The sequence below is a fragment of the Flavobacterium flavigenum genome (genome assembly GCF_027111255.2).
Classification (GTDB): Bacteria; Bacteroidota; Bacteroidia; order Flavobacteriales; family Flavobacteriaceae; genus Flavobacterium; species Flavobacterium flavigenum.
Map to the genome: position 1 here is coordinate 2,461,454 of NZ_CP114285.2, position 13,640 is coordinate 2,475,093.

10 protein-coding genes are annotated in these 13,640 nt (G+C 34.5%); 3 read left to right on the forward strand and 7 right to left on the reverse strand.

Features of this window, described 5'->3' with window-relative positions; translation table 11 throughout:
- Positions 1-208 precede the first annotated feature (208 nt).
- Positions 209-1,240 carry a hypothetical protein gene (locus tag OZP09_RS09975; RefSeq protein ID WP_269237653.1) on the forward strand — a complete coding sequence of 344 codons (1,032 nt, stop codon included), beginning with the start codon at positions 209-211 and terminating at the stop codon, positions 1,238-1,240.
- A gap of 16 nt (positions 1,241-1,256) precedes the next feature.
- On the opposite strand, the gene OZP09_RS09980 is transcribed toward OZP09_RS09975, so the two are convergent.
- Positions 1,257-2,054, reverse strand: a complete 798-nt coding sequence (locus OZP09_RS09980; RefSeq protein ID WP_281310700.1) for an AraC family transcriptional regulator — start codon at positions 2,052-2,054, stop codon at positions 1,257-1,259.
- Positions 2,055-2,153: 99 nt separating this feature from the next.
- Between OZP09_RS09980 and OZP09_RS09985 the strand changes: the two genes are divergently transcribed.
- A complete protein-coding gene (locus OZP09_RS09985) occupies positions 2,154-3,362 on the forward strand; it encodes an MFS transporter (protein ID WP_269237656.1) in 1,209 nt (402 codons plus the stop codon).
- Between the two features lie 363 nt (positions 3,363-3,725).
- Here the strand turns inward: OZP09_RS09985 and OZP09_RS09990 are convergent, their stop codons facing one another.
- The gene (locus OZP09_RS09990; RefSeq protein ID WP_269237657.1) at positions 3,726-4,595 is read right to left on the reverse strand and encodes a M23 family metallopeptidase; all 870 of its coding nucleotides are present in this window, start codon (positions 4,593-4,595) and stop codon (positions 3,726-3,728) included.
- A 209-nt stretch (positions 4,596-4,804) separates the two neighbouring features.
- Here OZP09_RS09990 and OZP09_RS09995 point away from each other — a divergent pair, with 209 nt between their 5' ends.
- Positions 4,805-6,175 (forward strand): phosphatidylserine decarboxylase family protein, encoded by a 1,371-nt coding sequence (locus tag OZP09_RS09995; RefSeq protein ID WP_269237658.1) that lies wholly within the window; start codon positions 4,805-4,807, stop codon positions 6,173-6,175.
- A 180-nt stretch (positions 6,176-6,355) separates the two neighbouring features.
- Here the strand turns inward: OZP09_RS09995 and OZP09_RS10000 are convergent, their stop codons facing one another.
- The 5 genes from OZP09_RS10000 to OZP09_RS10020 form a co-directional block, all read right to left on the reverse strand.
- Complete coding sequence (locus OZP09_RS10000) at positions 6,356-7,870, reverse strand: T9SS type A sorting domain-containing protein (protein ID WP_281310701.1); 1,515 nt, start codon at positions 7,868-7,870, stop codon at positions 6,356-6,358.
- Between the two features lie 279 nt (positions 7,871-8,149).
- On the reverse strand, positions 8,150-9,925 hold the full coding sequence (locus OZP09_RS10005; RefSeq protein WP_281310702.1) for an NACHT domain-containing protein: 1,776 nt from the start codon (positions 9,923-9,925) through the stop codon (positions 8,150-8,152).
- 262 nt (positions 9,926-10,187) lie between these two features.
- Entirely contained in the window at positions 10,188-10,748 is a 561-nt protein-coding gene (locus tag OZP09_RS10010; protein ID WP_281310703.1) for a transcriptional regulator, read from the reverse strand.
- Between the two features lie 188 nt (positions 10,749-10,936).
- Positions 10,937-12,517: a sodium:solute symporter gene (locus OZP09_RS10015; RefSeq protein ID WP_281310704.1), complete on the reverse strand. Its 1,581-nt coding sequence runs from the start codon at positions 12,515-12,517 to the stop codon at positions 10,937-10,939.
- Positions 12,514-13,578, reverse strand: coding sequence for a Gfo/Idh/MocA family protein (locus OZP09_RS10020; RefSeq protein WP_269237663.1), 1,065 nt, complete (start codon positions 13,576-13,578; stop codon positions 12,514-12,516). The genes OZP09_RS10015 and OZP09_RS10020 overlap by 4 nt, the downstream gene beginning before the upstream one ends.
- Positions 13,579-13,640 lie beyond the last annotated feature (62 nt).

Consider the following 13,640-nt stretch of genomic DNA (forward strand, 5'->3'; position numbering starts at 1 on the left):
CCTGTACTGTCCTGTACCATCCTGAAATTAACAAAATATTACTGTTTTGAAAGAATTTTAAAACACTAATTAGAAAGATGTTTTTTGTAACTGTAAATACTCCAAGAATTTCTATCATCACTAAACCAAAAGTTAATTATCTTAGACTGATTTAAATTTACAATTAAACTGAATATCGGGCTAACAATTCGGACAATCAATTACAACAATGAGAAAATTTATCGTATTTTTTATATTAGCTTTTCAGGTCGTTTTTTCTCAAAAAGTACTGATAAAAGGACGTGCACAAAATACCGGAACTTATCCAGACCGCAGTGTTTCTGTAATTGTAAATGACACCCTCAATAAATTCAGAAAATATAATGATACGCTTTATAAAACTGCAAAAGCTAATGCCTTAAAAAATAACATACCTTTTAAATTTAATTATGATGAAAGATCTGCCAACCTAAATCAACTTTGGAGCAATAGAAACTACAAAACACAAACAGACAGTTTAGGCAACTTTGAGATCAGAGCCAATCTTATCGATAGTTTATTTTTCGAATCGTATGCTCACATTACACAGAAATATGCAGTTTCGGATTTAGCAAAAAAGAAAAAACTAAATATAAAACTAAAATTAGAACCTTGTGAAGTCTGGCCGGAACATCCTGAAAAGCCTGCAAAACTATATGTATTTATCGGTAAAAAAATAAAAGCATGGAACTCTCCATCCGGTCATTGCAATCTGTCATTCGATTCTAGAACATTGTCAAAATATGAAGTAGTCAAAAATATTTATGGCGATTATCCAAAAGATACGATTCAGTTTACTTCATATGTGCATTCAGCCCCATTACCACAAAATTATTCTCCTTTTAAAATTAGTTTTCTGGAATATGATTACAGCTTGCTTTATGTTTTGCAATATAAAGGTGAATTGATTCAGATTAAGTATTTGTTTGACGATGTTTATTTAACGAAAGAAGGAAGATGGGCATCGCCTTTAAAACCTAAAAATCTTTTTCACACTATTCTTCCGGATTCTATTAACCAACCTCAACTTATCAATTTTATCACTCCGATTGAATTTACCTATGACGAAAGATTTGAAAAACAAATCATAGAAAATTTTCCAGAAGCGTACTTTAAAATAGGAGACGGAAAAATTTCAACGACGTATGGTTTTTATGTTGAAGATTTATTCAGAATTAGAAAAACCGACAGACTAAAAAGTTTTGCTTATTTGATTAAGTAAGTTTACTGACTACCATTTATTTTTCCAAATTAGTATAAATATAATTTGCAGGTGTCGTTCCCAAATGTTTTTTAAACATAAAAATAAAAGCACTCGCAGTTTCATAACCCAAATCGAGCGCTATCTCTTTGATAGATTGCTTTTCACCTAATCGTTTTATGGCTTCCAGTAATTTCAATCGGGTGCGCCAGTCACTGAAATTCATTCCGAGTTCTTTGATGAATAATCGGGACAATGTTCTGCTGCTCATAAAAGCTATTTCTGCATAATAGTCTATCGAATGTTTACTTGCCACGTCTTCCAATAAAAGTTCTACCACTTTTTGCAGTCTTTCATGATTAGTTGTTGGCAAAAAAGTGGCACTTGGTTCGATTAAGGCCAGTTCATCCAAAAACACATCGATGATTCTTCTTTTGGACGGCGAAATATCTCCATCAGTACCAAAAGAGATGATTTTGAAAACCAATTGTTTTAGAAATACCGAAATATCAAAAGAAAAACTTACTTTCGGCAATCCGTCAGTAAATGAAGGATCAATAAAGGCACTATATAAATTAACATCTTTCTGAAACGTTACCTGATGCTCGGTATGACCCGGAATCCAGAGTCCCTGCAACGGATTTACAACCCAAATCTGATTATTGACCACAACATGCATAACGCCACTTGTAGCATAAATAAGCTGTGCCCGCGGATGGGAATGTGATATACAAACTGCATCGGTTACCATTTCGGTATAACCTATGACTGGTAAGCCAGGATTTATCTGAAATCCAAAATCAACTACTTTATATGTCTGATAATCGTTATTCATTGTCCAAATATAGTAATTAAGACACCGTTATTTCTTTTCACCTTTGTAAAAAATTAATTGTAGATATCATTTTAATCTGTCATACTCTAAAAATAACTAATGGAGACCATCAAAACCAATTCGGAAATAGTCAAAAAAACTACCTATTCTATTCTTTTCATCATCAGTTTTTCGCATTTGATCAATGATCTTTTGCAGGCGGTGGTTCCTTCTATTTATCCGTTACTGAAGGAAAACTTTAATCTGAGTTTTTCTCAAATCGGGATTATCACTTTTACGTATCAGATTGTCGCTTCTATCCTTCAACCATTTGTAGGAATGTATACCGATAAAAAATCGAAACCTTATTCGTTGATTATTGGAATGTTATTCACCATGACCGGATTATTCCTAGTTTCGATTGCTTCCAATTTTACGTATCTTTTATTATCTGTGAGTTTGATCGGAATTGGATCTTCAATCTTTCATCCGGAATCTTCAAGAGTGGCGCATCTGGCTTCGGGTGGTAAAAAAGGACTGGCGCAGTCAATCTTTCAGTTAGGCGGAAATGCCGGAAGTGCCATCGGACCTTTATTAGCGGCTTTTATTGTGATTCCTCACGGTCAAAATTATATTGCATGGTTTTGCCTTATCGCCCTGATCGGAATTTTTGCTTTATATAAAATTGCGCTTTGGTACACAGCACATTTATCTGAAAGAATGGCTAATAAATCGGCTCTTAAAATCGAAACACATCATTTGTCTAAAAACAGGGTAATTGCTTCGTTGGCTATTTTGTTGGTTTTGATTTTCTCTAAATATTTTTACATGGCGAGTATTACGAGTTATTATACGTTCTTTTTGATTGATAAATTTCATATTTCGATTCAGCAGTCTCAGGTTTATTTATTTTTATTTTCGGGAGCAGTTGCTGCGGGAACTTTGATTGGCGGACCAATTGGCGATCGATTTGGAAGAAAATATGTCATCTGGGTTTCGATTCTGGGTGTTGCTCCTTTTACTTTGATGCTGCCTTATGTTTCTCTTTTTTGGGTTGGAACTTTATCTGTAATTATCGGTTTGATTCTTTCATCTGCTTTCTCTGCGATTTTGGTTTATGCTACCGAATTACTGCCTGGAAAAGTGGGTCTGGTAGCCGGTCTTTTCTTTGGATTTGCATTTGGAATGGGCGGTTTGGGTTCTGCTGTTTTAGGAAAAATTGCAGATGCCACCAGTATCGAATATGTTTTTAAAATTTGTGCGTTTCTGCCTCTGATTGGAGTTATTACTGGATTTTTGCCGAATATTGAAGGTAGAAAAAAGGCTTAATTTTTTAATCTCGCAAAGTCGTGAAGTCGCAAAGGTTTTCTTTTTTAAGCTAAATTGCATCCGGCTTTAGCTGGATGATAAAATAATAACAAAGCTAAAGGCTTCAGCCGAATTGTAACTAATTTGGCTAAAGCCTTTTTCTATTCTTGCTGAATTCCTCCAGTTAAAACTGGAGGCAACTTATAAAAAACTTTACCTCTAAAAAAGCTTAATTTTTAATATTACAAAGTCACAAAGTCACAAGGTTTTCTTTTTTAAGCTTTTTAAAATGAACTTTGCGCTTTTGCGACTTTGCGAGCAAACTACAGCATTTCATATAAACTAAAAACACATAACATTCGTTTTGGAGCACTATGTGTTTTTTTACTCCTGAAGCCTGATACTGTCATTATAAGTTACGACATATTCCCTTTTGTCTAATAATTTTCCGATTCCTTTTTGAGTTAGAAAATTAGGACTAAAAGCAACTTCAGTTCCTCTGAAATTATTTTTGCTTTTTTCGTCCTGTTCATGATAATAAACGTTGAAAACAAATTTAAACCAGTCATTATCGCCTGTGTCCATCAAACCCAGTTCTGTTTGCGAATCAACTTTTTGACCTGGAGTCACCCAAATTGCTTTTTCATTAAGTCCCGAATAATTAGCAAAAGTTCCATCGGCATGTTCTACAACAACTCGCTTCCTTTGTATAGTCGTCACCTTTTTAGTTATTTCGTCGTAATTAGATTCCGAAAAATCTCCAATAAAAACAACAGTCCCTTTTCTCATGCTGTAAATAGTGTCCTGATTTTTTGAATACACAAGATAACTTTTCCATCTTTCAGGGCTTATGTCTTTTCGGGTAATGGCATAAATTTTCACAACTTTGCCCTTGTGAAAAGGAAGTGTGTAGGTAATATTCGGATTTACAGTCGGATTTAAATATCCTTGTGTTGTAGAATAACTGTATGAAAAATCAATTTTTTTATTTTTATCGATCGGTTCTAATTTAAAAAGCAAACCTGAATCGGCTGTAGCGTTTAATTTTGTAGCTTTTAGTTCTGAATTCACCAGTTTGTCAAAATTAATATTGACAATATAACTGCCTGCCGCTTCTTTAGTATACTTAAAATCCACACTGTTATCTGCATTTTTAATTGGAATAAGAATAACTTTCCCCGATTGTGACTGCATAATATTGTGAGCCATCAAAGAAAAAAAGAGAACAACTATTAAAAATTTATTTTTTGACATATTTCTTATTTATTTTTGCAGGAAAAATACGAAATAAAAACATTACGATTCATTGTTTCTCTCTTAAATTTTAGAATAAAGATCTGGTATCTCATTTCCTAACAGCAATATAAGTTCTCTCATAACAAAAAAATAAGCTTCTGTACCCAATTAATTTTTTTGCCTTATTATCTAAAATACCTTCGGTAGAAATTTTAACGCAAAAGACCATGGAAGCAACTACATTCAACAAATCAAAACAATTATTGGGAGGCTGGTTACCCCAAAATCCACAAATTATAGAAAACTGGACACGAAAAATCAAAGAGTTTACTAAAAAAAATCCATCACCCCTCATTCCCGAAATTGCTGAATTTCAAAATCTGGTCTATTCAGATCCTGTTTTGTATGCTAACGTGCAGGGAATGTTTGCCGAAGCTCATTTTTTAAAACAAAGAACACCTTTGCTGTGGGAACCAGAGCCTGTGAATTTTGAAGATTTCCTTGTTTTACTCAACGGAATTATGCAAACCGCGCCCGAAGCTTACCAAACCGGAGCGCCCGGAAACCAAACACCTGCTGGTATGATTGGTTTTCCTATTAATGCGCTTTTGGCCTGGCCGATGGCAACCAACTTTGGGTATGACGTTTTTTCAAACGCATTGGTCAATCAGCAACTTAAAAAAATATTAAACTACTGGTCTAAATTTTTAGTTACAGAAGATTCCCGTTATGTGTTGATCGAAAATGACCCTTCAGAAAACGTAATTGCATGGCTGAGCGAACTGGCACAATCGGAAATGATGGAAGTGGCCCAGGGAGCTTTAGGTTTAGAACCGAATCCTATTCCTGTTGGTGCCACCTTTTCTGATGTATTCCAGTCGGATCCTTCAGATCCTTATTATGGTTTCAAAAGCTGGGACGATTTTTTCACGAGATTGTTCTGCCCTGATGTACGTCCTGTCACAGCACCGAATGATGATTCGATTATTGTAAACGCCTGTGAGTCGGCACCTTTGCAAGTGGCAACTAATGTGTCTTTGTCGGATCAGTTTTGGTTAAAAGGACAGCCTTATTCATTAGAAAACATGATGAATTTTGATGAATTAGCACCTCAGTTTGAAGGAGGAACAGTTTATCAGGCATTTTTGAGTGCCCTGAGCTATCACCGCTGGCACAGTCCTGTAAACGGCAGAATCGTAAAAACGGCTATTGTAAACGGTTCTTATTATTTAGAAAATCTGTATCAGGGTTTCTACAATCCGGAGGGAGCCGATTCGAGTGCGCCTAATAATTCACAACCCTTTTTAACAGCAGTTGCCACCAGAGCGATTATCTTTATTGAAGCAGATAATCCCGCAATTGGATTGATGTGTGTAATGCCTGTAGGTATGGCAGAGGTTTCCAGCTGTGAGATAAAAGTAAAAACCGGAGACATTGTAAAGAAAGGTGACGAACTGGGTATGTTTCATTTTGGAGGTTCAACACACTGCCTGATTTTTAGACCGGGTGTTAATTTAGATTTTACCATTTATGAAACACCGGGCTTGGACGCTGCTAATAATATTCGTGTCAACACACAAATCGCGAAAGTGGTTTAAAAAAATATAGACTGTAAATTAAATACAAAGCAGCCAAATTATATAAAAAGTAACCAGCGTTACTAACTCTAAAGTCGCAAATCATAACCTTACTATCATGAGATTTTAAAGGTTTATAACTTTGCGACTTTTTGATTTTTAATGAGTTATAATCTAAATAATTGTAGCTTCTTCTGAAGTCTAATATTTAATTATACGTTTACTAATTTTATTTCCGGAATTTGTCAAAGTCAATACATAAGCTCCTGCAGGAAGGTTTTCTAAATCTAAAATTTGAGTTTGCTCATTCACATTCTTGTTCAGAATTAATTTACCTGATAAATCAAATAATTCGATCAAGGCTCCTTTTGTTATTTCATTTTCTAATTCAATCGTAAGGATATTTTTTACCGGATTCGGATAATAATTAAATGTAAAACCTGAATTGGTATCTTCTATAATTTCTTCAGCTACATTCGTATTTATTTTTTTTCCGGTTGCAAAGTTACTTTCCCAATAACCCAAATCGGGATTACTGCCCGAATACGAAAGTCCTACATTGGTTCCTTTGTCTATCAGATCGCTTCCCTGAACTAATTTGAATGGTAAATTTGTTGGAAGATCTCCATTTGATTGTCTTGTTCCAATGGCAAGTGCAGTGCTGGTACTTGTAAAATCGGAAGTGTTTACAGTGACACTTAAATTCCATGAATTGTTTTGCTCAGTAGCGTTTGAAATAGATATTGTTCCGGATAATGAAATGTTATTTTTGAAAATATGTTTTTTTCCGGATTGCACCGGATTCCCAAAACCAAAGTTGATGTTGTTTCCATATCCTGTACAATTATAAACTGTAATGCTTCCGGTATTGTTGTTCTGATCGAATCCTTTTTTGGGATGCCCTATCGCAACACATTTAGTTAGTACATTGTCTGCCGGAACAGAATTCCCTCCTACTTTAAAACCATTTCCGTTTCCCGTAAAACCACCGTAATTCCAAACGTCAACTCCGTTTCTGATGGCCCAGCAATTTTCGAAAGTTACTTTTTGCGTACTGTCAAAACAATCGTATCCGTCATCTGAATTTTCCCAGGCTCGGCAGTTGATGAATTTATTTCCGGGACCCTGAGTTTGTTTTGGACCGAAACCGTCTGCCATACTTCCCTTCTTTTTAGGATCATAATTTCGGTAAGCGTCGCAATTTTTTACTGTTGTATTCGAACCGCCTTTGTTAATTTCTAAACCGGTGTTTCGATTGTTGTAAAAAGCACAATTTTCGAACGTAGTATTCGAGCCCGTTACATAAGCCCCCTGATAACCGGCTCTTGTAATGGCAATTCCTTTAAAACTCCAATACGAACCTGTAATGCTAAACCCGAACGAATCCTGCACCCATTCCTGATCCGGAAACGAAAAATCGATAATGGCTCTTCCGTTATTGACACATTCAACTTTGATAGGACTTGCCGAAGTTCCTGATTTGGTAAACGAAATCGTGTTTTTAGCTCCGGCTGTATACGCAATGGTATAATTTCCGGCTTGTAATAAAACAATATCTCCGGCAACGGCTTTGCCAACAGCAGTTTTAAAATTCATTGCAGTAGAAAAACTGGAACCCGAATTGTTAGCAGTTCCAGTTGGTGTCACATAATAAGTAGTTGCCGAAACAGATGCTGATACCAAAAGCGACAGCATTAAATAGTAGATTTTTTTCATAAGTTTTGTGTTTATTTGAGGAACACAAGGTACTTATGGTTTTTTATAAAAATATTGAATTAATTCAATGGTTTTGGAATTAAATATTTGAATTTGATTGGTTTGGGATTTGATTGTGGGGTCGAGCTGGGGTTTGGAGGAGCATTTTTGAAAAGAGCCTGATTATATTTTATACCCATCAGAACTCCATACAAAAAACATTTATTCAAGTTAATTCAATAATCCTTTTTTGTTTACTTTCATATTGATATAATTTTTAGCAAGCATTTAATTGTAATTTTAAAGATTTAATAAATCATCTATTTTTTCTTTTGATGTTTTAATTTCTTCTTCAAATTGTTTGATTTTAGTGTCAATATTTGCCTTAATTTCTGAAATCATCTTAACTAAATCATGTTTTAAAAGTACTTCCAACACTTCATCATCTACTTTCATCAAAAATTTTGGTTTAAGTAGACTTTTATTTCTACTATTATAAATAGGAAGTAAATCATCTTTAATTTGTTTCTCAAAAGCAAACTTTGCAAATGGAATAAAATTAAATATTTTGCAAAATCTTATTAAGGATGAGAAAAATGTTGTTGGACGAATGAACATAAATTCACGTTTTTCAGCATCATGTATACGAGAATAGTATAATGATGCATTACAAATTTTAATGAATTGAAATAACAAAAGCTTATTATTACCTCCATTCAATTTTTTTTCAAACTTTTTAAGTTGTGGAATAAGAAAGTTTTTCTTGAAAGCTGATTCATCCAGTTCCATACTTATACTCCAAAGATTATGACTATTGTCAGTACTTGATTTAACAAGTGCATTATTAAGATTTGTATATGCCTTGGCTTTTGACTCTGAAGGTAGCTTACTTAAAAATTGAGCTGCAAAATATTCCTGCATTGATCTATGTGGAAAAGAAAATTCAAACCCGTCAAGTATCAAAATTGAAATAGTTGTATGCAAATCATATATCAAATCTTCAATATTACATTTAAAACCAGTGTTCTGTAGAACCTTTTGCATTATGTCATTTAAAATTTCATTTGTAAAAGTATAATCTCCATTGATTAGAGTTAAATAACAAAAAATATTGAGAGCTTTCTCAAATTGATCTCGATCTAATTTAGTAAGCTTTTCACGAGGGAAACTATTCTTTGTAATTCCATCATGTTTAGAATATAATGTATCAAATACATTTCTATAAAAAGAGCTCTTTTTTGCAGGTATTTCTGGATGGCTTTCAAATGCAAGAATAAACATTGATAGTAAAAGTGGATTTCTTAAGTATTCAAGATAAGGTGAATTTGCTTTTTCACTAATTACAGACAATATTCTTTGTTCCCTTTCATCAGACTCAACTATCTTTTTAATAAATCCTTCAACCTGCTTATTATCAAGCTGATTTATCATGAAATCTTTGAATCTACGAAAGCCTTCAATCCCACTACCAGGCCTAGTAGTAATAACAAAATTATTAGCAGGGAATTGATCGACAAAATCATCAATTTGGCGATTTAATTCTTGTTTTTTTGCAGAAAATATTTCATCATAACCATCCAGAAGAAATATAAACTTACCAGCCTTCAAAGTTCTATTCAGTATATCTTCCGAAGGTTTAATCTCTTGTTTTAAAATTTTGTCATAGATTAATTTTTCAAAATTTCCATTATACTGATTTAAATATCTTAGCTCTATTAATAAAGGAATTTTATACGAGGCTCTAATTGAATTTAAAAAAATAAATTTCATCAAGGTACTTTTACCACTACCAGCTGATCCAACAATTGTTATATTATTGTAATTTTCAAATAACCCTGAGAGATTAGTAAAGTCAGTTACTAATTTTTTATATGTAGCTGTAAGTGGATAATAAATATCGTCAAATCTTACCTCTGTACGATGCGCAAAAGTCGTAGTGAAATAATATTTTTTTGTCTGGGTATGAATATAATCGCTTAATCCATTCTCTAATAAATTCTTCCATTCATTTCCCAATAAATTATATATCTTGATTATAGGGGCGATAAGGTTTGTAATTTCTAATTTTGAATCCATTTATATAATTAATTTTAAAAAAATTCTCTTGTTACAGATCTTCAATCAAACTAATACTCACTATTCAAGCCTAATATTATATTAAAAAGCTTAATGTGGTTTACTAGTTATAACAAACCTACCATTTATTCCTCTTAAATTCATACATATTTACATACATTTTTTAACACCCTTTATTTTACAATATTATAACAGCACATAAAAAACGCCTCTTTATTAAAGAAAGCGCTTTTGTCATTATATTATTTTAAAAAATATTCAATCAACCCAAAACCAAATCCTCAATTGTTAGCTTTACTTTTGGCTTACCCAATTTTATCACAGCTTCCTTTACTTTAGCCTGATCTTCTTTCGAAAGGAATACAGGAATCAATACTGCTATTTCAATTTTTAATACCCGATTTATAATTATTAAATCTCGTAACGTGAAAGGTTTAATTCCATTCATAAGTTCAGACATGTGAGTTTTGCTTTTATGACCTAAAATCGAACCCAGATTTTCTTGGGTTAAATCTAGTTCCTTGAGTTTTTTTCTGATGGCTTGTTTTCTGTTTTCTAAAAATACTCTTTCTAATTCTGCTATCTGTTCAGATTTATCACTTTCTAAAAGTTTATTTTCATCAATTTGACCTACATCACTCCATTCGGCATTTTCATATTTTTCAATTAGATCACGTAATTTGGTTCTTAGATTTTTAAAATCAAGATCCTGCTTTACCAGAAGCCTTAGTTTTCTATCGGCAATGAGAGCTCTTTCGTAATCCAGTTCATTTGTGATGATACCGCTTTCTATTATTTTTTCTATGTCAAAATGTGTTTTCATTCTATATAGCCGTTTTTTCTCAACCATTTTTCAATAGTTGATTTAGCGATAACTTTGCAAACATAAATAAAGTTCTGATATAAACCGAACTTTTATTTGTTCGATTTTTTATTGAAAATTCTCTAACCATAAAAAAACGCTCCCTTAAAAAAAGAAAGCGTCCTCATAATTTATATTTTAAAAACTATTTAATTCCCATTAAAAACCAAATACAAACTCAAAATTGCTACCCCCAACAAAACAAAAAGAATCTTCACTTTTTTACTCGTCTTCGGAATATCCGTTTCATCTGAAAAATTGGTTTCCGGGTTTTTATCTGCTAATGAAATGATCACAGCTGCCACCATTAAAACAGCAAAAATGTAAAACGAAATCAATAAAAAGTGAGGCCATGCGGTGTACACATCTGCAGGGAAAATCCATAAATACAAGACCCCAACAAATAAACTAAAAGCTGAACCCCAGGATAAAGTGGCATTTACGGCTTTTTTGGTAGTGCGTTTCCAGAACACGCTTAACAGAAAAACAACGGATAAAGATGGTGCCAAAAATCCTAAAACCGCCTGAAAAATATTAAACAGATTCTGTCCTTTGATATTGTCAATCGCAATCGCAATCAGAATTGCGAATACACAACCTGCTGCAATGGTCAAACGTCCAATTTTAATTTGTTCTTTTATGGAAGCTGTCGGATTCATTTTCTTTACATAAATATCATTCGTAAAAACGGTACTTAATGCATTTAGTGACGAACCAATTGTTCCTACCAAAACGGCAATCATCACACAGATTACCAAACCGTTCATTCCGCTTGGAAAAAGATTTGTAACCATGGTCATATAAGCCAAATCGGAGTTTTTACCCAATTCCGGAAACAAAACTGCACACAGAATTCCCGGTAAAATAAACAACGGCAAAGCCATTACTTTCAGCCAGCCAATAAAGTTAACTCCCAATTGTCCCTGCTCTAAATTCTTCGCTCCCAAAACACTCTGCACCATCGACTGATCGGTACAAAAGAACGCCACTGCCGCTACAGGATAACCCAGTAAAATAGCAGGCCACGGATAATGTGCGTCGTTTGCAGGCTGAACCAGATTCCAGAAATTAGAAGGCGTTTTTGCAATCAAAGCTTCTATTCCACCCACTTTCTGCAAACCTAAATACGATAAGGTAAGCGAAACAACAATCAGTAAAATCATTTGAAAAACATTCACTTTTGCAATGGCTTTCAAACCTCCTGCATAGGTAAAAATCCCTGAGAATATCACCAAAACCGTTACACTCTGCCACATCGGAATCCCTAAAATCTGGCGAACCAGAATTCCACCGCTGAACAATCCTAACGACAGCCAGCTTACCAAAATTTTCACCATGGCATACCACGCCAAAATAGTCTGGGTACTGTCGCCGTAGCGTTTTCCCATATATTCGGGCATCGTGCTGACTTTGCTTGCAATATATCTTGGTGCAAAAACGATAGCCAAAAGCAATAAAAAAACAAAGGCGTACCATTCAAAATTTCCGGCTACGATTCCGGTCGCGTAACCAATACTTGCAAAAGCCAGTAAAGAAGAAGGTCCCACATTAGTTCCCCACATGTTGAAACCGATATTGTACCAATTCAGGGAATTTCCCGCCATAAAAAGCGTTTCGTTCTTTTTGCTTTGCTTGACGCTCACTACATATCCAATGACCAATAAAGTCACTAAATAAATAGCCACGATGATGAAATCCAGCGCCGTTAACTTATCGTAGATGCTGTTCATAGTCCGTATTCGTTAAGGACGTCAGCAATTTTTACTGGCATTCCGGTTTGCAAAGATTTATCCATTGCCTGAAGTAAAGCTACAGTTCCGATGCCTTCTTCCATATTTGGATAAGCTTCAAAGTTCTGTTCGATACTGTCCACAAAATATTCTAAATAATTCTGGTATTCCCCGCCGTGGTGGCTTTGCCCTTCAAAACGGAAATAATATTTTAAGGTACTGTCGCCCCAAGTAATTACTTTTTCTTCACCTGTTTTATCAGTAACTGCATAACGCAATTCGTGATAATCGGCCTGACTTGCGCCTTCAGTAGCTCTTAAAATCGTACTCATACCGCTGTCACGTTGCGCTGGCTGAGTTGGAGAAGTGTACACTCCACTCACTCTGGCGATTCTGCCATCAGTCGCTTTGAAGATAAAATGCATCGTATCTTCGTTTTTCAAACCTGCAACAGCTCCGTTACTGCTGATCATTCCGTAACCCATTACTTCCTGAATATTAGGAAGATACCAACGAATGAAATCTACAGGATGGCTCAAACCGCCGTACAGCCATTTGAAAGACTGCAACAACGACCATTCTTTCTTTAAGAACCATCTGTGATCAGCGTGGTATTGTGCTTCGATTGTGATTAAATCGCCGATTAATCCTGCTTCATAATCGGCTCTTTGTCTTTTTGCCGGTTCGAAGAATCTTGAACTCTGACCGATGAAAACCTTCTTTCCTGTCGATTTGCTTAATTCCAGTAATTCGTTTGCATCTGAAAGATCGTCGATAAAAGGTTTTGTACAAACAACATGTTTTCCGTGCAATAAAGCCTGCTTCACGTGTTGCGCATGCAAATGGTCGGGTGTATAAATCGCGATGATGTCAATTGATTCATCGTTTAATAAATCGTCGTAATTCGTTGTGTACGAATGAAAATCGAATTCTTTGGCTCTTTGCTTGCAGATTTCTTCGTTTCTGTCGCACACTTTTACAAGTTCTAATTTTGAACTTTCCAAAGCTGCCGACATCGTGCTTCGTCCTTCTCCGAGTCCTAAGATGGCTATTTTTAACATTGGTCTTATTTTAGGTTTTGATAGTTGTTTTGGTTTTCGTATCCTAACAGGTTTTAAAAACC